The 19,178-nt window shown below is 71.3% G+C and carries 17 protein-coding genes; 7 read left to right on the plus strand and 10 right to left on the minus strand.

Translation table 11 applies throughout. From position 1 onward, the window contains the following. Window positions 1-91: 91 nt before the first annotated feature. The 4 genes from ACH4YL_RS08740 to ACH4YL_RS08755 form a co-directional block, all read right to left on the minus strand. Window positions 92-3,322 carry an SAV_2336 N-terminal domain-related protein gene (locus ACH4YL_RS08740; RefSeq protein WP_398506151.1) on the minus strand — a complete coding sequence of 1,077 codons (3,231 nt, stop codon included), beginning with the start codon at window positions 3,320-3,322 and terminating at the stop codon, window positions 92-94. 6 nt (window positions 3,323-3,328) lie between these two features. Next, the gene (locus ACH4YL_RS08745) at window positions 3,329-4,342 is read right to left on the minus strand and encodes an AAA family ATPase (protein WP_398506153.1); all 1,014 of its coding nucleotides are present in this window, start codon (window positions 4,340-4,342) and stop codon (window positions 3,329-3,331) included. Window positions 4,343-4,436: 94 nt separating this feature from the next. Then, on the minus strand, window positions 4,437-6,428 hold the full coding sequence (locus tag ACH4YL_RS08750) for a trypsin-like peptidase domain-containing protein (RefSeq protein ID WP_398506154.1): 1,992 nt from the start codon (window positions 6,426-6,428) through the stop codon (window positions 4,437-4,439). Then, window positions 6,425-6,808: a CU044_2847 family protein gene (locus tag ACH4YL_RS08755; protein WP_398506156.1), complete on the minus strand. Its 384-nt coding sequence runs from the start codon at window positions 6,806-6,808 to the stop codon at window positions 6,425-6,427. Before ACH4YL_RS08755 ends, ACH4YL_RS08750 begins: the two co-directional genes overlap by 4 nt. A gap of 156 nt (window positions 6,809-6,964) precedes the next feature. Here ACH4YL_RS08755 and ACH4YL_RS08760 point away from each other — a divergent pair, with 156 nt between their 5' ends. Then, entirely contained in the window at window positions 6,965-7,147 is a 183-nt protein-coding gene (locus ACH4YL_RS08760) for a DUF6104 family protein (protein ID WP_055509879.1), read from the plus strand. Window positions 7,148-7,197: 50 nt separating this feature from the next. On the opposite strand, the gene ACH4YL_RS08765 is transcribed toward ACH4YL_RS08760, so the two are convergent. Next, window positions 7,198-8,004, minus strand: a complete 807-nt coding sequence (locus ACH4YL_RS08765; protein WP_398506158.1) for a hypothetical protein — start codon at window positions 8,002-8,004, stop codon at window positions 7,198-7,200. Between the two features lie 152 nt (window positions 8,005-8,156). Here ACH4YL_RS08765 and ACH4YL_RS08770 point away from each other — a divergent pair, with 152 nt between their 5' ends. Continuing rightward, entirely contained in the window at window positions 8,157-9,059 is a 903-nt protein-coding gene (locus ACH4YL_RS08770; protein WP_398506160.1) for a DUF4097 family beta strand repeat-containing protein, read from the plus strand. Between the two features lies 1 nt (window position 9,060). Further along, window positions 9,061-10,059 carry a helix-turn-helix transcriptional regulator gene (locus ACH4YL_RS08775; protein WP_398506161.1) on the plus strand — a complete coding sequence of 333 codons (999 nt, stop codon included), beginning with the start codon at window positions 9,061-9,063 and terminating at the stop codon, window positions 10,057-10,059. 812 nt (window positions 10,060-10,871) lie between these two features. On the opposite strand, the gene ACH4YL_RS08780 is transcribed toward ACH4YL_RS08775, so the two are convergent. Continuing rightward, window positions 10,872-11,429, minus strand: a complete 558-nt coding sequence (locus ACH4YL_RS08780; protein WP_398506163.1) for a Clp protease N-terminal domain-containing protein — start codon at window positions 11,427-11,429, stop codon at window positions 10,872-10,874. Next, window positions 11,429-11,638, minus strand: coding sequence for a helix-turn-helix domain-containing protein (locus tag ACH4YL_RS08785; RefSeq protein WP_398506164.1), 210 nt, complete (start codon window positions 11,636-11,638; stop codon window positions 11,429-11,431). The genes ACH4YL_RS08780 and ACH4YL_RS08785 overlap by 1 nt, the downstream gene beginning before the upstream one ends. 71 nt (window positions 11,639-11,709) lie before the next feature. Between ACH4YL_RS08785 and ACH4YL_RS08790 the strand changes: the two genes are divergently transcribed. Beyond that, window positions 11,710-12,567: an MBL fold metallo-hydrolase gene (locus ACH4YL_RS08790; RefSeq protein ID WP_398506165.1), complete on the plus strand. Its 858-nt coding sequence runs from the start codon at window positions 11,710-11,712 to the stop codon at window positions 12,565-12,567. Between the two features lie 90 nt (window positions 12,568-12,657). Here ACH4YL_RS08790 and ACH4YL_RS08795 read toward each other — a convergent pair whose 3' ends face one another. Continuing rightward, window positions 12,658-13,623 carry a zinc-binding dehydrogenase gene (locus ACH4YL_RS08795; RefSeq protein ID WP_398506167.1) on the minus strand — a complete coding sequence of 322 codons (966 nt, stop codon included), beginning with the start codon at window positions 13,621-13,623 and terminating at the stop codon, window positions 12,658-12,660. A gap of 206 nt (window positions 13,624-13,829) precedes the next feature. Then, complete coding sequence (locus ACH4YL_RS08800) at window positions 13,830-15,041, minus strand: NADP-dependent malic enzyme (RefSeq protein ID WP_398506168.1); 1,212 nt, start codon at window positions 15,039-15,041, stop codon at window positions 13,830-13,832. A 534-nt stretch (window positions 15,042-15,575) separates the two neighbouring features. Here ACH4YL_RS08800 and ACH4YL_RS08805 point away from each other — a divergent pair. From ACH4YL_RS08805 to ACH4YL_RS08815, 3 genes are read left to right on the plus strand one after another with little or no spacing between them, the layout of a single operon-like run. Then, window positions 15,576-16,532, plus strand: coding sequence for an ABC transporter substrate-binding protein (locus tag ACH4YL_RS08805; RefSeq protein ID WP_398506170.1), 957 nt, complete (start codon window positions 15,576-15,578; stop codon window positions 16,530-16,532). A 46-nt stretch (window positions 16,533-16,578) separates the two neighbouring features. Then, window positions 16,579-17,535 carry an amino acid ABC transporter permease gene (locus ACH4YL_RS08810; RefSeq protein WP_398506171.1) on the plus strand — a complete coding sequence of 319 codons (957 nt, stop codon included), beginning with the start codon at window positions 16,579-16,581 and terminating at the stop codon, window positions 17,533-17,535. 5 nt (window positions 17,536-17,540) lie between these two features. After that, window positions 17,541-18,293: an amino acid ABC transporter ATP-binding protein gene (locus tag ACH4YL_RS08815; protein ID WP_398506631.1), complete on the plus strand. Its 753-nt coding sequence runs from the start codon at window positions 17,541-17,543 to the stop codon at window positions 18,291-18,293. Window positions 18,294-18,377: 84 nt separating this feature from the next. On the opposite strand, the gene ACH4YL_RS08820 is transcribed toward ACH4YL_RS08815, so the two are convergent. After that, complete coding sequence (locus tag ACH4YL_RS08820; RefSeq protein ID WP_398506633.1) at window positions 18,378-19,067, minus strand: class I SAM-dependent methyltransferase; 690 nt, start codon at window positions 19,065-19,067, stop codon at window positions 18,378-18,380. Between the last annotated feature and the right edge of the window lie 111 nt (window positions 19,068-19,178).

The raw sequence follows: 19,178 nt of genomic DNA on the forward strand, positions 1-19,178 counted from the left end.
CGCGAGCAGTACGCAGAACCTGAAGAGGCCCGGCCCGCGCACCTCGCGCGGGACCGGGCCTCTCGGCTCTGCCCGGGTCCTGTCCGGTCCCTCAGGCTTCTTCGAGGCGTACGACCTCCGCGCGGATCAGCTCCGCCGTGTCCGAGTCCGTCGCGCCGACGGCCGACAGCATGGCGAGCACCGCGCTGTGCTCCTCCAGCGCCCGCTCCCGACCCGCCGTGCGCTCAAGACGCTTGGCCCGCATCCACTGGGCGGCGGTGGCCCGCTCCAGCAGACCGGCGGAGCCCGGCTCGGCCGCCGCCCGCCGGTAGTACTCGGCGGCGTCCTGGAGCCGCTGGTGGGAGGCCGTGCGCAGGGCGAGCAGCGCCGAGGCGAGCGCCCGGTACCACCAGGTGTACGCGGCCAGTTCGCGGTCCGCGGCGGCGCGGGCGGTCGCGCCGAGTGCCCAGTCCGCCTCGTGGAGGTCGGCGACCGTCTCCTCGGCGCGGAACCGTTCGATGTAGGCGTGGCCCAGCAGGGCGCGGCGGCGCGGGAGTTCGGGGTCGGCCGCCGATGTCTCGTCGATCGCGCCGCGCAGGGCCCGTACGGCGGCGTGGATGTCTCCCGGCGCCTCCTTGTCCACGCCTCGCTCGGTCAGCTGCCTGCCGAGCGAGGTGAGGACCGCGGCGCGGCCGGGATCGTGCCAGGGCAGCAGCGGAAGCGCCTCGGTCCAGGCCGCTATCGCCGAGTCCCGGTACGCCCAGCCGCCCGTCGACACGTACCGCTGCTCCAGGACGCGGGCCATCCGCAGCAGTATGTCGGCGAGCGCCTCCTCGTCCTTGTCGACATGTCGGCGTGCCTGGTCCAGTGCCTGGAGGATGCGCAGCCGGGCGTCTTCGTCGGGGTGTTCGTGAGCGAACTCGATGGCGTCGGCGTAGTCCAGCCAGGCCCTGCAGAGCTCCGTCTGCTCGACGGCGTCCCAGTCGATGGCGTCGATGCCGGCGTGCAGATCCTTGTCGGCGCGGTCGGCGAAGGCGCGGGAGGTGATCCGGTCCTCCTCGGTGGCGGCCCTGGCGACCGGTCCCTCGCCGCGGTAGTGGCGGGCCAGTTCGAGGAGGAGCCCGCCCTTGACCAGCAGCGCGGACTCCCGGTGTTCGTCCGCCAGCAGCAGCTGTACGACGCCGAGCGCGGTGTGCAGTGTTTCGGTGAACCAGTCCTCGGGCCTGCCGGGTCCGCGCAGCCCGTACGGCGCGCCGGTCACCGCGAGCCGCCGCAGCACCCGGATCCGCGCCCAGGCGGCGTCCTCCCGCAGCCCGGAACGGCCGTCCGGGCCGGGCGGGTTGTCGGTCAGCTCGGCGAGGCTGCTGTCCGCCGACAGAAGCAGGACGGCGGCCTCCATGCCCGGGTCGTCCGGTTCCGCGGCGGTCAGCGCCCGTACCCACTCCAGCCGGCGGGACTGGAGTCGGCCCGCCTCGACCTCGACGGCCATCGCCTCCAGCACCTGGGCCAGCGTCAGATGCGCCTGCGGCTTCCCGGTGAGCGCGTTCTGCGCCGCGTCCAGCGCCTCGCGCAGATCCTCCGGCAGCGGACGCACCAGCCAGCGCCGGAACAGGGCCTCGGCCAGCTCTCCGTACAGTCCGGCGCGTTCGGCAACGCGCCGTTCCGCCTGTGCGGCCGAGCCGAGGAGCCTGATCGCCGCGTCCAGATCGCGTACGGTGCCGTACTCGCCGAAGTGCGTCAGACACGCGCGGGCCCTGGCCAGCAGACCCGCCGGGCCGTCCTTCGGCAGGCCGCCCGGGGTCGCGGCGGGCTGCGGGGCGCCGAGCCGGCGCAGCACCAGCGCGGAGACCTGGGCGAAGGCCCAGAGCCTGCCACTGTCGGCGCGTGCCGGGGACGCGGGACGCGGGTCGACCGATCCGGCGAGGAAGGCGGCGGCCATCGCCGGGAAGTTGCGTACGGAGCGGCCGTAGCGCGACTCGACGTACTCGGAGCAGTGCTTGAGCACCAACGAGGCGCTACTGGCCCCCAGTTGGCCCAGCAGCTCCTCGCGCACACCGTCCAGGAAGGCGTACGCCGGGCCGCCCTCGGCCTCGTCGGGGCCCTCGTCGTCGCGCTTCAGCAGTCCGCTGAGCAGCACTTCGGCCAGTACGTCGGGCCCGCTGCGGACCAGCATGGCGCGCTGCACCAGCTGCATCACCGGGAGCATCAGCGGGACCGCCGACAGATAGACGGCGAGCTGGGCGGCGGCCGGTGACGCGGTCCTGCGGAAGGCGCGTACGCGGTCGGCGGCGTCGATCCGGCGGGCCGCACGGGACGGGGCAGCGGCCGGCCGGTGGCGGGCCGTGACCAGTGCCGCGGCGGCGTTCAGGGACTGGCCCGTGGCGCCGGCCACGAGCCGCGTCCAGGCCTCGAAGGAGGAACGGCGCAGCGCGAGCACCGGTATCGGAATCCCGCGCTGGGCGCCGCCGCGCTGCGGGCTGAACTCCAGCCGCCCCGCCGGTCCTTCGCGCCGCCGCAGCAGTCCGGGCCGCGCAGGCAGATGCGTACGGCCCCACATTCGCTGCGGCAGCGGCTGGACGACGGCGACCGGTGCGGTCGACGCCCAGGTGTGCAGCAGCCGCTGCATCCGGCCGCTGCGCCACATGGGTCCGGCGCAGTCGCTGAGCACCACGGTCAGCTGGCGTCCGGTCGGGTCGCCGAGCTGGGCGGGCACGGGCTCGTCCTCGCTGAGGCGGTGGACGGCGACCTCGCGGAAGGCGCCGGCCCGTTCGCAGATCTGGCGCAGTTCCTCAAGTGCCGTGCTCCACACGACATTCGACGAGGATTCGTCCATCACGAGCGCGAGCCGGGCCTCACGGCGGCGGCTCGTGCGCAGCACGGGCACCACGAGTCCGGTGTCGGCGGCGCGGTCGGCGGTCGCGATCTCGTCGAGCTCGCGGCGGACCAGGCGCATGGGCGGGCGGTAGCGCTGCAGGGGCCGCAGCGAGCGTTGGAGCGCGAGCGTGTCGGGCAGCGCCGCCGGGGCGGGCACGGGCACCCGGCGCGTGCCACCGTCGGGTATTCCACCGGGCACGCCGTCCGCCTGCGCCGGACCGTAGAGGTCGAGACGGGGCCGTGGCTGTGGTCCGGGCCGGAACGAGGATTCCTCGGGCGGCTGACCGGCCTCGGCCGGCGGCCGGTCCGCGGGCTCCGGCAGCGCCGGGCCCGCAGGCGCGCCGTCCTGGCGCCGGGCTGCGGCGGGTACGTGGCCGGCCAGCCACAGCGCGTCCGCCAACTCCTCGGCGGTGGGCTTCAGTTCCGCCTCACGCAGCCGGGCGACCAGAGCGGCCAGGGCCGGGTTCACGGTTTCTCACCGCTGCCGTATGTCGAGCGGCCGGATCAGCAGCTCGGCCAGCTCCTCGCGCCGGCCGGGCTCCGCGCGCACGGCGTGCTGCGTGAGGTAGATGGCATTGAGCAGCTGGTCGGTCGGGCGCAGTTCGCCGTCGCCGTCCTCGCGGGTGAACTGGCCGATCAGATCAAGGTTCTGCTCGTCCGCGCCGGCCCCGAAGTGCGCCTGCACCATGGCGGCGAGCCGCTCGTCGCGCGGCGGGTCGAGGTGCAGATGGATACAGCGGCGCAGCAGCGGAGCCGGGAAGTCGCGCTCACCGTTGCTGGTCATCACGACGAACGGGAAGGCGTGGCAGCGCACCCGGCCGTCCTGGACCGGCACCCGGCGGCCGTCGTCGGTGAGCACGCGCACCTCGTCCTGGCCCGGCCGGTCGGCCATCCGCTCCAGCTCGGGGAGCGCGAACTCGCCTTCCTCCACCACGTTCAGCAGATCGTTCGGCAGGTCGATGTCGCTCTTGTCGAGCTCGTCGATGAGCAGCACACGGGGCCGCTCGGCGGGCAGCAGCGCGGTGCCCAGCGGCCCGAGCCTGATGTACCTGCCGATGTCGTCGGACCCGCGCCCGGCTCCCCGCTCGGCGAGCTGGGCGTCCTGGAGCCGGCCGATGGCGTCGTAGCTGTAGAGGCCGTCCTTGAGTTCGGTGCGGCTGACGATGGGCCACTGGAGGACCCGGCCGAGGCCCAGTTCGTACGCGACGGAGTGCGCGAGCGTGGACTTGCCGGAGCCGGGCTCGCCGGTGACCAGGAGCGGACGCCGCAAGTACAGGGCGGCGTTGATCAGTTCGAGCGCCTCGTCGTCCTGGGCGGGCGGTGCCTCCACGCGTGCGCCGAGCCGCCGCGTGGACGAGCTGTCGATCGGCGGCGCGGGGTCGGGCAGCGGCACTCCGGAGAACGCACGCCAGGGCGGCGGCGGAGGCAGCCGCCGGATCCTGCCGGGATCCGGTTCCCCCACGCCTCGGTAGATCAGCCAGTCGTCCATCGCTCGCTCCTCTTGAGGGGCCGGTGGCACCGGTGGCGGACCTTGCGGGATATGTACCCAGCCTCCCGCGGTCCCATTGCTCGGCGGCGGCCCCTCATGGCGAGTCCACCGGTCCGTTGTCGTCCGCGGGCAGAGGGCGGCTCGGGTCGTCGTAGAGCATGGCCACTCCTTCCGCCCAGTGCCTGCTGTTCCGCGATCCGCTGATGTCGTCCCTGATACGGCGCAGCCGGTCAGGAAGCTCAGTCGCGACGGCCGTCCCCGCGATCAGCTCGGCCGCGCCCTCGTTCACCTCGTCGCAGAACTCGTTGCAGCCGTACTCGGAATGGCCGTCCGTGTGCCACAGCGCGATGCCGTGTCCGGCCTCCAGCGCCAGGCCGATGGCCCGCCGTCCGACGCCGCTGCCTGCGGGCCTGCACAGCACGGGCACGGCGGACGCCGGCATGTACTCGAAGTGCCGGGCCCTGGGGACCTGGCGCTGCGGCGGCGTACGGATCGCGGTGAGCGCGTCGGCCGCGATCGTCCCTTCCCAGCGACGCAGCCACGCGGCGTCCGGTTCTCCTCGCCGCGAGAGATCGCGCAGCACCACCATGCGCCGTACGCCGACATACGCCGGATGGTGCAGCCGGGCCATCTCGGTGAGCTGCCAGCGGTGTACGGCGGTGTCGAAGTGGTCGGCGGGCAGCGCGACTTCGAGCGGCGCCGGGACGCCGGGCCCGTCGACGGTGGCGAAGACCTCGTCCAGCGGTCCGCGCAGCTTCTGGACGAGCTGCTCGGGCGGCACTCCGTCGCCGGTCTGCTCCTCGTGCAGCGGCTCGTTGACGTCATGGCCGTCGTCGACGCGGATGCGCCAGTAGAAGCGGGTCGCTCCCGCGTCGCAGACGGGCTCCAGCTCGACGATGACGACCGCGGCGCCGTCGCCCGGCCGCGGATAGCGGACCACGATCCGGCCCGGGCCGTCCGCGGCGCGCGGGTGCACGAGTCCAGGCGGCAGCGTCGCCTGCGTGACGACGGTGTGCACGATGCGCGGCACGTCCTGGAGCCTTCGCGCCACCCAGTCGGCGAGCGCCACGGGGTCGCCGCCGCGGCTGCGTTCGTACCCCACCACCAGCTGGAGGTAGTGCAGCGCGGCAATCGCGGCGACCGGCTGGCCCGCCTCGTACAGCAGGCCGTGGCCGTCGCGCCACAGGTGCGGCAGGAGCTGTCCGGGCGGCGAGGCGACACCGCCGCGGGCCTTCTTCGCGAGCTCGACCACGGGCCGGATGCCGTCCGGCGGATGCACGCCGGCCAGCAGGAACAGCGCCTCGCGCCGGTCGCGTGGGCTCCACTGGTCGCCGCCGGTGTGCACGCCGGCGCCGGGGAGCTGGTGCTGGCGCTCGATCCAGTTGTGTCCGGTGACCTTCGGGGACTGGCCGTGCCAGCGGTCGTGCGCGGACATCAGTTGCGGGTACGCGGGGCCGAAGCGGCGCAGCGCGGTGGCCGCGATGGCCATGCCGCCGTCCCGGCCGGCGCGCCGGGACTTGAGGATGCCGACGACGGCGCCGGTGTGCGCGTCGAGCACCGGGGAGCCGGAGCCGCCCTTGGGGAACTCTGCCTCCGGCCTGAACCGCATTCCGTAGTCGTCGTCGAATCCGTTGATCGTGGCGGCGGCCTTCCAGCGCACGGCCCGCGGCACTGCGCCCTCCTCGGGCCGGTAGCCCTGGATGACGCCCCGGCCGCCGGGATAGTCGGTGCGTTCGGTGAGCCAGACGCACTCGTGCTCGACACCGGGCTCGACGAGCCGTACGAGGGCGAGATCCTGCTCGACCGGTACGCGCTGTTCGGAGCGCGGTTCGCCGTCCAGGAGCCAGCAGTCGAGCCGGGCTTCGAGGGGCTCGCCGCCGTTGACCTCGCTGCCGCTGACGTGGAAGATCCGGCCGCGGTCGCCCCTGAGGTGCGGTGCGAGGACATGCGCGCAGGTCAGGATCCAGCCGGGCGCGACGAAGAAACCGCTGCCCCACATCGCGGCGCTGTCCTGGGCAGGGACGAGGTGGACGGTGGCCGCGCGGGTGAGGGCGTCGATGACGGAGTCGGATTCGGTGTCGGTCATACGGCGTCGGGACCGGGTGCGGGTGAGGGGTCCGGTGGCTGCTGATCCGACGGCCGGTTCTTGAGCTGCCAGGTGAGCGTGACCTGGACCGATGCCTTGGCCTCGCCCGCGGCGAGCACGGCGAGCGCCACCCCGGACTTCGCGGTCAGCTCGACGCCGAAGGAGACGGACGCCTCGTCCGGCCCGGCCGCGGCCGCCGCCTCCAGGACGGACGCGCCGACATCGGTGATCAGCTGCTGGAGCTGCTGGACCTTGGCGGTGGCGTTCTCGACGAAGCCGACGTCCTCGTCGTCCTCGCCGTACCCGCCGCCCGCGGTGGACAGCCGGGCGAGCACGACGGCTCCCCCGGGCAGTTCGATCTGCTGGACGCGTCCGTTCACGGTTCCCCCCGTTCTCGACGGCCAACTCGCCCCAGCGGTAACTCACTTGGGTGCTGTGCGAATGGCGACGACGTTACTGGCCCGCCCGGTTGCAGGGGAGAGCCGGAAGTCGCCGTAATCTGAGGAGGTAGTGCCCATCCGTATCAGGAGCATGTCTTGTACTTCACCGATCGCGGCATCGAGGAGCTGGAGAAGCGGCGCGGCCAGGAGGAGGTCACCTTCGAGTGGCTCGCCGAGCAGCTGCGTACGTTCGTCGACCTCAACCCCGACTTCGAGGTCCCGGTGGAGCGCCTGGCCACCTGGCTGGCGAGGCTGGACGACGAGGACGAGGACGAGTAGGGCGCGATACAGGGCTGCGGGGCCCGGCGCACCGCACCGGGAGGCGCGGACTACCGCGTCCGCTCCCGCACCCGGTCGTACACCAGCCCCAGCACACCGTGCGCCACCAGCACCGCACCGGCCACCACCCAGCCTCCGCTCCTGCGCCGCAGCCCCCAGACCGCCAGCGGCACACCCGCCGCGAGCTGCGCAGCGCCGAGCGCCCGCGCCTTCGGGCCGCGCAGCCACGGCCCGAGCGGGCCCTCCTCGACCGCGTCGAGTTCCGCCCGTACGGCATCGCGCCAGCCCGACCACTCCACGGTCTCCGCGCCGAGCTCGTGCGCGACCGACCGGAGCCGGTCGGCCGGTTCGCCGGGTGCGAGACCGCCGGGCAGTTCGAGCCCCGCGCCGGCCAGGACCGCGATCAGGCCGAGCAGCCGGGCGCGCGCGTCCGACGCGGGGTCGGGCCGGGTGAGCGGCTCGAGCGCCTGCATGTCGAGTACGGGATCGAGCCCGAGCCGCGCCGCGAACGTGCGCATCGCCTCGTCCTCGCCCACCGGTGTGCCGTCCGCGAGCCAGATGTAGCCGACAGGTCTGCGGAATCCGGAGGCGAGCGTGAAACCGGCCCGGTCGCCGTCCCACCACAGCGCGAGCACCGGCCAGGTCACGCCGACGGCGACCGCCGTCGCCCAGCCCGCGAGGACCCGGTCGACCGGTTCGCCGCCGTCCTGCCAGGGCTTTCCCTCCGGGACGAGGACGCTCCACTCGTCGCCGGCGGGAGCGAGGAGCTGCTGTTCACGCAGCAGATGGGCCGGCGGCCGTACGGCGGAGGGCTCGGCCCGGCAGAGCAGCAGCGCGCCCACGGGTGTCGCGTTCATTCCCCATACGCTAGGGCAGTTTGTCCCGATATGGCGGAGTACTCGCGCCCGCACGGGATTCCCGGAACGCTTGACATCCGCCATTCGCGATATATCGTAACGAAGAGAAGACGCGATATGTTGCGTCAGCCCCGCTAGGGAGGGTCAGCACCATGGCAGAGTCGACGTGGGAAGTCTCCGAGCCGCAGAAGCTCACCTTCGACGACCCCGTGACCGCACTCAATGTGCGCATCGTCAGCGGAACGGTCAACGTCGTGGGCACGGACGAAGGTTCCGCCCGCCTCGAGGTCAGCGAGATCGAGGGCCCTCCGCTGATCGTGACCCTGCAGGGCTCCACGCTCACCGTCGCGTACGAGGACCTGCCCTGGAAGGGCTTCCTCAAGTGGCTCGACCGCAAGGGCTGGCACCGCAGAGCGGTCGTCTCGCTCGCGGTCCCGTCGCACGCGAGCGTCGAGGTCGGCGTCGTCGGCGCGGGAGCGGTCGTCTCCGGGATCAAGGGGACGACGGCCGTACGCGGCGTCAGCGGCGACACCACACTCGTACGGCTCTCCGGCGCGGTCCACGCCGAAACCGTCTCCGGGAACCTGGAGGCCCAGGCCGTCACCGGCGACCTGCGCTACGGCTCCGTCTCCGGCGATCTGACCGTGATCGAGGGCGCGGGGTCGTCGGTCAGGGGCGACTCGGTCAGCGGCGACATGGTCGTCGACCTCACCGTGCTCGACGTGGAGGGGACGTCGAGGCCCACCGACATCCGGCTGAACAGCGTGTCCGGCGAGATCGCGATCCGGCTGCCGCATCCGACCGACGCGGAGGTGGAGGCGAACACCGCGAGCGGCGCGGTCGCCAACGCCTTCGATGATCTGCGGGTCAGCGGCCACTGGGGCGCGAAGAAGATCACCGGCACGCTGGGCGCGGGCACGGGCACGCTCAAGGCAACGACCGTCTCCGGCTCGATCGCGCTGCTCCGCCGCCCGGCGGAGGACGACGAACCGCACGACACCGCGCCGCACGACACCGCCCCCAGCGATGCCGCTCCCTCCGGAAAGGTGCTCTGACATGGCGCCCGTCTTTGCCCATGGCCGTCTGCGCCTCTATCTGCTCAAGCTCCTGGACGAGGCCCCGCGCCACGGCTACGAAGTGATCCGGCTCCTGGAGGAGCGGTTCCAGGGCCTGTACGCGCCGTCGGCGGGCACGGTCTATCCGCGGCTGGCCAAACTGGAGGCCGAGGGCCTGGTCACGCACGCCACCGAAGGCGGCCGCAAGGTCTACTCGATCACCGACGCGGGCCGCGAGGAACTGGCCGGGCGCAGCGGCGAACTGGCCGATCTGGAACTGGAGATCCGCGAGTCGGTCTCCGAACTCGCCGCGGAGATCCGCGACGACGTCCGCGGCGCGGCGGGCAAGCTGCGCAGCGAGATGCGGGCGGCGGCATCCGAGACACGGACGTCACCCGGAACCGGGAAGTCCGGGAAGACGGGGAAGCCGGGGAAGTCCGGGAAGAGCGACCGGGCGATGGACTGGGGCGACCCGGAGGCATGGCGCACGGCGAAGGAGGAGGTGCGCCGGGTCACCCACGAGTGGCAGGAGCAGGCCCGCCGCGCGAAGGACGAGTCCCGCCGGGCCCGTGAGGACGCGCAGCAGGCCCGCCGCCAGGCGAAGGAGGCACAGGAGACGGCACGCCGGGAGATGCAGCGCATCGCCAAGCAGGTCCAGGACCAGGTGCAGGACCACTTCGCGCGCGGCGACTGGCCGACGGGCGTACGGGAGGGCCTCTCGGAACTCTCGACACAACTGGGCGGCCTGGCGCGCGGCACGACCTGGCCCCCGTACATCAAGCCGGAACCGGCCGACGCGGACCCCGACTGGCCGAAGGACACCCCGCCGACGGGCGACCCGTCACGCGACCTGGACCGCCTGCTCGACCGCTTCCGCGACGACATCCGCGACGCGGCAAGGGACAACGGAGTCACGGACGACCAACTCCGCGAAACCCGCCGCCACTTGTCCACGGCAGCGGCCCACATCGGCGCCCTGCTGCGCACGCCCCGCACCTGAGGGCCAACTCGCAGAGGCGACGGCCCCTGGCCGAACCGACCACAGCCACAGGGCCAGCCGCCGACTCCAACGGGCCGCAGGGCCGGCCCGGCCCCGGTGCGAACTGCGGAACGGGGCAGGGCGCCAGACGCCCCCTCGCGGCGAGACGCTGCCGCGAGGGGTCGGTCGTCGGCGTCGGCACAACGCACGGCCTCTGCCCGCGGCGCGACGCTGCCGCGACAGTGCCCCCAGCGTCGCCACCACACACGGCGCGATGCTGCCGCAACGGTAGCTGGCGCCTACTTCGGCGAACCGCACGACTCCTGCCCACGGCGCACTGTCGCAATTGGTGCCGGGGCGCCTGAGCCAGCCGGGGCAACGGCTTCGGCATCGCGCACGGCGCCAAGCTGCCCGGCAACGGGGACCCGGGCGCAGCATCAGCATCACGCACGGCCGGCCCCGCCCGCGGCGCGAAGCTGCCGCAACGGGCGCTGGCGCCCACTTCGGCGAACCGCACGACTCCTGCCCACGGCGCGCTGTTGCAATTGGTGCTGGGGCGCCTGCTAGGCGACCCCCCTCGCCCGCCCGCGGCGCGAAGCTGCCAGCAACAGCCAGCCGGGGCAACGGCTTCGACATCGCGCACGGCGCGAAGCTGCCCGGCAACGGGGACCCGGGCGCGGCTTCGGCACCACGCACGGCCCTGCCCGCGGCGCGAAGCTGCCGCAACCTGGCCGGGGCGCCAGCCCGCCCGCCTCCCGGGGGCCTGGGGGCCTGCCCCCAGTTTCGGGAAGGGGCGGGGTGGGGGCAAAAACCCCGCACCCGCACCCGCCGGCTCAGGCTCCGCCCCCGCCCCCGTACATCACCCGCTCCACCGACTCGTACGTCGCCCCGTGCTCCGCCAGCACATCCGCCACCACCCCCGGCCGCGCCGTCAGCGCCAGCAGAAAGTGTTCGCCGCCGATCTCCCGGTCCCCGCGGCCCACCGCGATCCGGAGGGACTGCACCAGCGTGTCCTTCGCCGACGGCGTGAAGGACCGATGGCCCGCCCACCACCGCTTCGCCTTCGGACCCGACTGCAGCGCTCCGCGCCCGTGCGTCTCCTCGACCCGCGAGACGATCTCGCCGACATCGATCCCGAGGCCCGCCAGCGCGTCCTCGTCCGCCTTGGACAGACCGCCGCGGCGCCGCGCGTCCGCCAAAGCTCGTTCCACGGACTCGCGTCGGTCCCTGATTCCGAGCGCCGTGAACGCGAACGCCGCCCGCGTCCCCTGCTGGTCCAGCATCGCCAGCAGCAGATGCTCCTCGGTGACCGCGTCCGCGCCCGCCCGCTCCGAATGTTCCACAGAGCCCGTGACCACATCCCGCGCGTCCTTGGTGAAGCGCTCGAACATCACTGCCTCCCGTACTTCTTGTGTACGGCCTGCCGGCTGACGCCCAGATCGGCCGCAATCTCCTGCCACGACCAGCCCTGATTGCGGGCGCTGCGGACCTGTACGGCTTCCAGCTGTTCGAGGAGTCGCCGCAGCGCGGCCACCGCCCGCAGCCCGACCCGTGGGTCACGGTCGCCCGCCCGCTCGGCGAGATCGGTTGCTTCGGTCATGACTGTCAACCTACATTGACAGTTGTCCACAGTCAACCCCGGTTGACAGTCCTCCGCCGTACCGTGGTCCCGTGATCGATTTCCGCGCTTCCGCACCCGTCCCAGGCAGCCTCGACGTCCAGTGGCACGCCGGCTGGCCGTCCCCGAAGCACGACCCGGCTCCGGAAATACAGGTGCATGCGTACTCCGAACACACCGTGATCCTGCGGCAGAACAAGTCGGTGCACTTCGAAGCCCCGTTCCTCTTCCTGCTGTACGGGAACGAGCGGGCGCTGCTGCTCGACACCGGCGCGACGGCCGACCCGGCGCACTTCCCGCTGCGCGCGACCGTCGACGGCCTGATCGAGCGCCGGCTTGCCGCCCACCCGCGCAGCACGTCCCAGGAGGAGTACGGCCTGGTCGTGGCCCACACCCACGGCCACGGCGACCACATCGCGGGCGACCCGCAGTTCGCGGACCGGCCGCATACGGAGACCGTCGGCCCCTCACTGCCCGAGGTGAAGGACTTCTTCGGCCTCGAGGAGTGGCCGGACGGCCGCGCCGAACTGGACCTGGGCGGACGGGTGCTCGACGTCCTGCCGGGCCCCGGCCACCAGGACGCGGCCGTGGTCTTCCACGACCGGCACACAGGCCTGCTGCTGACCGGTGACTCCCTCTACCCTGGCAGGCTCTATGTCGAGGACACGGCCGCCTTCACCGCCACGGTCGACCGCCTGCTCGACTTCTGCGGGACGACACCGATCACCCATGTCCTGGGCTGCCACATAGAGATGACGACCACGCCGGACGAGGACTATCCCCGCGGCACCACCCATCAGCCGGACGAGCCACCGCTCCAGCTGACGACCGACCATCTGCGCCGACTGCGCAAGGCTCTCACCGCACGGGAGAGCCGGTGCGGGGATTTCACCGTCGTCTACCGGGACTAACGGCGGCGCATCGCCACTGACGGCCCATCAAGAAGACAGTCGACCAAGAGGCAGTCGATCAAGAGGGCGGCCCACCAGGAAGACAGTCGATCAGGAGGGCTTCAGCACGATCTTCCCGAAGAGGTCGCCGCCCGCCATCCGCTCGAACCCCTCCCGCGCACGGTCCAGCGGGAGTACCTCGTCGATCACCGGCCGCACGCCGGTCGCCGCGCAGAAGGAGAGGAGGTCCTCCAGCTCGTCCTTGGAGCCCATCGTCGAGCCGACGACCTTGAGCTCCAGGAAGAAGATCCGGGTCAGCTCGGCGTGCGCAGGACGGTCGCCACTCGTGGCGCCCGAGATCACCAACGTGCCGCCGGGCCGCAGCGACTTGACCGAGTGCGACCAGGTCGCCGCGCCGACCGTCTCGATGACCGCGTCCACCCGGTGCGGCAGCCGCGCGCCCGGCTCGTACGCCTCCACCGCGCCGAGCTCGACGGCCCGCTTCCGCTTGGCCTCGTCGCGGCTGGTTGCGTACACACGCAGGCCGGCCGCCTTCCCGAGAACGATCGCCGCGGTGGCGACACCGCCGCCGGCGCCCTGTACGAGCACCGAATCGCCGGGCCGTACACCGGCGTTGGTGAAGAGCATGCGGTACGCGGTGAGCCAGGCCGTCGGCAGACAGGCGGCCTGCTCGAAGCTGAGTTCCTTCGGCTTCGGCAGCACGTTCCAGGACGGGACGGTGACCTGTTCGGCGAAGGTGCCCTGATAGCGCTCGGTGAGGATGGAGCGCGGCTCGTCCGGGCCGACGCCGTGCCCGGTCTGGCCGATCACGGAGTGGACCACGACCTCGTTGCCGTCGGCGTCGATCCCGGCGGCGTCGCAGCCGAGGATCATCGGCAGCCTGTCCTCGCTGATGCCGACGCCGCGCAGCGACCAGATGTCGTGGTGGTTGAGGGACGCGGCTCTGACGGTGACGGTGGTCCAGCCCGGCCGGACCTCGGGGGCCGGGCGCTCTCCCAGCTCAAGGCCGTTGAGCGGGGCTTCGCGGTCGATGCGGGCGGCGTAGGCGGCGAACATGACCTTGACCTTAGGGCGACGGCGGGACGCGGCGGAACCACACAGAGGTGTGACACGCACCGCGTCGGCAAGGGTGACCCCCAGGGCCCCGGATCCACCCGTTCGGCACAAGCACTGCCCGTTCGGCCGAAGCACGGCCAGGAAAATCAGAACGGGTTGTGCCGGGCCCCGGGGGGCTCGGCACAACCCGTCCACACAGCAGCACGTCAGCGCCTGGCGACGCCCTCCGCACGGGCCGCCGCCGCGACCGCCGACGTGACCGCGGGAGCGACCCGCTCGTCGAACGGAGACGGGATCACATAGTCGGCCGCCAGGTCGTCGCCCACGACGTCCGCCAGCGCGTTCGCCGCGGCGATCTTCATGCCCTCGGTGATCCGCGACGCCCGGACCTGGAGCGCGCCCGCGAAGATCCCCGGGAACGCCAGGACGTTGTTGATCTGGTTCGGGAAGTCGCTGCGACCCGTCGCCACCACGGCCGCGTACTTGTGCGCGACATCGGGGTGGACCTCCGGGTTCGGGTTGGCCATGGCGAAGACGAACGCGCCCTTCGCCATCGAGGCGACCGCCGCCTCCGGCACCGTGCCGCCGGAGACGCCGATGAAAACATCGGCGCCGGCCAGCGCGGTCTCCAGCGAGCCCGAAAGACCGGCGCGGTTGGTGATCTCCGCGAGCTCACGCTTCACCGAGGTCAGGTCCTCGCGGTCGCGGCTGACGATGCCCTTGCGGTCGGCCACCGCCACATCGCCGATCCCGGCCTCCAGCAGGAACTTCGCGATGGCCACGCCGGCCGCGCCGGCACCGGAGATCACGGCACGCAGGTCGCCCAGGCCGCGGTCGGTCAGCTTCGCCGCGTTCCGCAGGGCCGCAAGGGTGACCACGGCCGTGCCGTGCTGGTCGTCGTGGAAGACGGGGATGTCGAGGCGCTCCTGGAGCTTGCGCTCGATCTCGAAGCAGCGCGGGGCCGAAATGTCCTCGAGGTTCACTCCGCCGAAGGACGGCGCGAGGCGCACGACGGTCTCGACGATCTCGTCCGCGTCCGTCGTGGCGAGCGCGATCGGCACCGCGTCCACGCCGCCGAACTGCTTGAAGAGGATCGCTTTCCCCTCCATCACCGGAAGCGACGCCTCCGGGCCGATGTCGCCCAGCCCCAGCACCGCGGTGCCGTCCGTCACGACCGCGACGACCTGCGACTTCCAGGTGTAGTCGTGGACGAGCTCGGGCTGCTCGGCGATGGCGGTGCACACCCTGGCGACGCCGGGCGTGTACGCGAGGGACAGGTCGTCCTTGTCACGCACCGGCACCGTGGCCTGGATGGCCATCTTGCCGCCGCGGTGCAGCGCGAAGGCAGGATCGAAGGGCTCCTCGGGAGCACTCTCCGTACTGCTGTCGCTGCGAGGATTGACGATCTCCGCTGCCATTGGTTTGACCCCTTAATTCTTCATCTGTTGAGGGTTTCCACTCCTGTTTCCACTCCTGGTTGAGGAGGGGTGGGCGGGCACCGCGTCCGTGCCCCGCCTCAGCGGTTGGCCCGCCTGACGGGGGGAGGTACGTACGCGCGGGCGCGCCGCACACGCGCCCTGAGCCCCGGATGAGGGGTGTAAGCATCCTTCTTACCGGACCACGGGCACAGTCGACGAGTCGATATCCGGTTCCTGACACGACTCATCGTCGAATGTCAGGACACGTCAGTCACGCCCCCAGAATCACGTCTGCAGCCCAGGTCAGGCCGCAGATCTTCCGGTCGGAAGGAGGTGTTCCAGCGAATGGTCCGGCCTTGATGTACCGGCCCGCTGGGGTACGGGGGTGTCCCGTTACCCGATTTTGACATGCGTGGCCCCCTGAATGGGCTAGTCCGAATGGCAAGATGCCGAAAACACTCAAGGTCGGGACACTCGAAGATGAGTAAACGACCCGAAATCAGCTATTCCCTCACCCGCCGGAGGATCTCGATCATGACCGCAAGCAACACCTGTCGTACGACCGCCGCCCGGGCCAGGATCGCCGCGGTCGGCGCCATCGCGGTCGCCGGCACCCTGCTGCTGACCGCCTGTGGCGACCAGACGAGCGGCGGCGGCAGCGACGAGGGCACCACGGCGAGCAGCGCAGCACTCTTCGACAAGCTGCCGAAGAAGTACCAGGACTCCAAGGTCATCAAGGTCGGCACGGACGCCGCCTACGCCCCCATGGAGTACGAGGAGGGCGGCAAGATCGTCGGTATCGACCCCGACATCGCCGCCGCGCTCGGCAAGGAGCTCGGCGTCACGTTCCAGTTCACCAGCGGCACCTTCGACGGTCTGATCTCGTCGCTGAACAGCGGCCGTCAGGACGTTGTGATGTCCGCCATGAGCGACACCAAGGCCCGCCAGGAGGGCCTGGACGACACGGGCAAGAAGGTCGGCGAGGGCGTCGACTTCGTCGACTACTTCACCTCCGGCGTCTCGCTCCTGGTCAAGAAGGGCAACCCGGAGAAGATCGCCTCGCTCGACGACCTGTGCGGCAAGAAGGTGGCCGTGCAGCGCGGCACGATCTACGAGGACACCTTCAAGACCCAGGCCACCAAGTGCAAGACGGACGGCAAGGGCACGCTCACGATCGAGGCGTTCGACACCGACGCCGAGGCCCAGACCCGCGTGAAGTCCGGCGGCGCGGTCGCCGACCTGAACGACTACCCGGTCGCCGCGCACATCGCGAAGACCGCGGGCGGCGGCAACGACTTCGAGGTCGCCGGCAACCAGACCGACGCCGGTCCGTTCGGCATCGCCGTCGACAAGGACAACGCGCAGCTGCGTGACGCGCTCAAGGAAGCCGTGGACGCGATCATCAAGAACGGCGAGTACAAGAAGGTCCTGGAGAAGTGGGACGTCACGAACAGCGCCGTCACCGAGGCGACCGTCAACGCCGGCAAGTAAGTCGCCGTCGGTCCGCTTCAACGCGTTTCACTGAAGGGCAGTCACTGTGACTGACAAGTTCGACAAGTCGCCCTCCGGCGAGCCACCAGAGGACTCGCCGGTGAGCAAGACCGCGGTCGCTCGCCCCGAGCAGATCAAGGCCATCCCGGTACGGCACTGGGGTCGCTGGATCAGCGGCGTCATCGTCGTGGCGCTGCTGAGCCTGCTGGTCTATTCGTTCTCGCAGGGCGACGTCAACTGGGGCACGGTCGGAGACTTCATCTTCGACGACCGGATCCTCACCGGCATGGGCCGCACGGTGCTGATCAGCGTGCTGTCGATGGCCATCGGCCTGGCGCTCGGCGTCCTCTTCGCGGTCATGCGACTGTCGAAGAACCCGGTCACCGGCGCGGTGGCCTGGCTGTACATCTGGTTCTTCCGCGGGACCCCGGTGTACGTGCAGCTCCTGCTGTGGTTCAACCTCGCGCTGATCTTCCCCGTCCTGAACCTCGGGTTCTACAAGGACGAGATGGTCGACGTGATGACCCCGTTCATGGTCGCCCTGCTGGGTCTTGGCCTGAACGAGGGCGCCTACATGGCGGAGATCGTCCGCGCCGGCATCCAGTCGGTCGACGAGGGCCAGACGGAGGCGTCGCACGCGCTCGGCATGTCCAATAGCAGGACCATGCGCCGCGTGGTCCTGCCGCAGGCGATGCGGGTGATCGTGCCGCCGACCGGCAACGAGTTCATCAACCTGCTGAAGACCTCGTCCCTGGTCTCCGCGGTGCAGTACACAGACCTGCTGCGAGCGGCCACGAACATCGGCTCCACATCGTTCGCGGTCATGGAGATGCTGCTGGTGGCCTCGGTCTGGTACCTGGTTCTGACCAGCATCTTCAGCGTCGGCCAGTTCTACGTCGAGCGGTATTACGCCCGCGGTTCGCTGCGGGAGCTGCCGCCGACACCGTGGCAGAAGGTCAAGGCGATGCTCAGTACGTTCCGTCGCCCGGAGGTGGCCCGATGAACGCGATGGTGAAGGCCGAGGGCGTCCACAAGTCCTACGGTCTGGCGCATGTCCTCAAGGGCATCGATCTCGAGGTCGCCCCGCGTGAGGTGTTCTGCCTGGTCGGCCCGTCCGGCTCCGGCAAGTCCACCTTCCTGCGGTGCATCAACCACCTGGAGAAGATCAACGCCGGCCGGCTCTCGGTCGACGGTCAGCTGGTGGGCTACCGGCAGAAGGGCGACAAGCTCTACGAGCTCAAGGACACCGAAGTCGCCGCCCAGCGCCGCGACATCGGCATGGTCTTCCAGCGCTTCAACCTGTTCCCCCACATGACGGCCCTGCAGAACGTCATGGAAGCGCCGATCCAGGTCAAGGGCGAGTCCAAGGCAGTCGCCCGGGAACGCGCCGAGCGACTGCTCGACCGCGTCGGCCTGGCCGACAAGGGCAAGCACTACCCCACCCAGCTCTCCGGCGGCCAGCAGCAGCGCGTCGCCATCGCCCGAGCGCTGGCGATGGAGCCCAAGCTGATGCTCTTCGACGAGCCGACCTCCGCGCTCGACCCCGAGCTGGTGGGTGAGGTGCTGGACGTCATGCGCGGTCTCGCCGAGGACGGCATGACGATGATCGTCGTCACCCACGAGATGGGCTTCGCCCGCGAAGTCGGCGACGCGCTCGTCTTCATGGACGACGGTGTCGTGGTCGAATCCGGCCACCCGCGCGAGGTGCTCAGCAACCCCCAGCACGACCGCACCAAGGCCTTCCTCTCGAAGGTCCTCTAGCAGTACGGCAGTTACGCAAAGGGCGGTACGGACCAGTGTCCGTACCGCCCTTTGCGTTGCCCGGTGACCGTCCGGCGCACGGGCCTACTTGAGAGCGAGCAGGAGCGTGTCGGACGGCGAGGACCATACGGCCCTGGACTCACCGAAGCCCGCCGTCAGCAGGGTCTCGGCGTGCCAGCGGGCGGACGGCATCTCGCCGTCGGCGTGCTCGCCGTAGATCTCGTAGCGCCGGGCGGTGGGCCCGGCCAGGACAGGATCCTGGGCGGCAAGGCCCCACCACTCGCTCCAGTCGACGGCTCCGGCCGCCTTGGCGCGGTCCATCTGGGCGTGGCGCTGGGCGCGTTCGGCGGCGTTGATGCGAGGCGTGGTGTGGTCGATCATGTGGTCGGCGTTCATGAAGACGCCGCCGTCGCGGACGATTCGCGCGAGCTGTCCGTACAGCGTGGCCAGCGGTCCGCTGTGCAGCCAGTGCAGCGCGGTGGCGGTGAGCACGGCGTCGTACGAGCCGTACGGCAGCCGCGTCACCCAGTCGGGGTCCTTGAGGTCCGCGGTGACGAAGGTGACCCGCTCGTCGCCCGCGAAGTACCCCTCGGCGATGGTCAGCAGTGCCGGGTCCAGATCGACCCCCGTGCTCGTCGCCTTCGGGAACCGGCGGAAGAGCCGGTCCGTAATACTTCCCGTACCGCACGCGAGGTCCAGCACCCGCGGCTCGGGGCCCACCGTGGCCTCGACCATGTCCAGCATCACCCGGAACCGCTCCTCGCGATCGGGCATGTACCACTCCTGCTGGCGGTCCCAGCTCTGCTGCCAGGCCTGCCAGTCGGTCCCCGTACCCGCTCCCGCAACCGTCTCAGCCACCGGAACCCTCCCGTCCGTAATACCCTC

This window comes from Streptomyces sp. NPDC020681 (assembly GCF_044334895.1).
Taxonomy (GTDB): domain Bacteria; phylum Actinomycetota; class Actinomycetes; order Streptomycetales; family Streptomycetaceae; genus Streptomyces.

Excerpts from the sequence above, each read along its gene's own strand:
- ACH4YL_RS08745 (WP_398506153.1), bottom strand. The coding sequence starts at position 4,342 with ATGGACGACTGGCTGATCTACCGAGGCGTGGGGGAACCGGATCCCGGC.
- ACH4YL_RS08750 (WP_398506154.1), bottom strand. The coding sequence starts at position 6,428 with ATGACCGACACCGAATCCGACTCCGTCATCGACGCCCTCACCCGCGCG.
- ACH4YL_RS08765 (WP_398506158.1), bottom strand. The coding sequence starts at position 8,004 with ATGAACGCGACACCCGTGGGCGCGCTGCTGCTCTGCCGGGCCGAGCCC.
- ACH4YL_RS08770 (WP_398506160.1), top strand. The coding sequence starts at position 8,157 with ATGGCAGAGTCGACGTGGGAAGTCTCCGAGCCGCAGAAGCTCACCTTC.
- ACH4YL_RS08775 (WP_398506161.1), top strand. The coding sequence starts at position 9,061 with ATGGCGCCCGTCTTTGCCCATGGCCGTCTGCGCCTCTATCTGCTCAAG.
- ACH4YL_RS08780 (WP_398506163.1), bottom strand. The coding sequence starts at position 11,429 with ATGTTCGAGCGCTTCACCAAGGACGCGCGGGATGTGGTCACGGGCTCT.
- ACH4YL_RS08785 (WP_398506164.1), bottom strand. The coding sequence starts at position 11,638 with ATGACCGAAGCAACCGATCTCGCCGAGCGGGCGGGCGACCGTGACCCA.
- ACH4YL_RS08795 (WP_398506167.1), bottom strand. The coding sequence starts at position 13,623 with ATGTTCGCCGCCTACGCCGCCCGCATCGACCGCGAAGCCCCGCTCAAC.
- ACH4YL_RS08800 (WP_398506168.1), bottom strand. The coding sequence starts at position 15,041 with ATGGCAGCGGAGATCGTCAATCCTCGCAGCGACAGCAGTACGGAGAGT.
- ACH4YL_RS08805 (WP_398506170.1), top strand. The coding sequence starts at position 15,576 with ATGACCGCAAGCAACACCTGTCGTACGACCGCCGCCCGGGCCAGGATC.
- ACH4YL_RS08815 (WP_398506631.1), top strand. The coding sequence starts at position 17,541 with ATGGTGAAGGCCGAGGGCGTCCACAAGTCCTACGGTCTGGCGCATGTC.
- ACH4YL_RS08820 (WP_398506633.1), bottom strand. The coding sequence starts at position 19,067 with ATGCCCGATCGCGAGGAGCGGTTCCGGGTGATGCTGGACATGGTCGAG.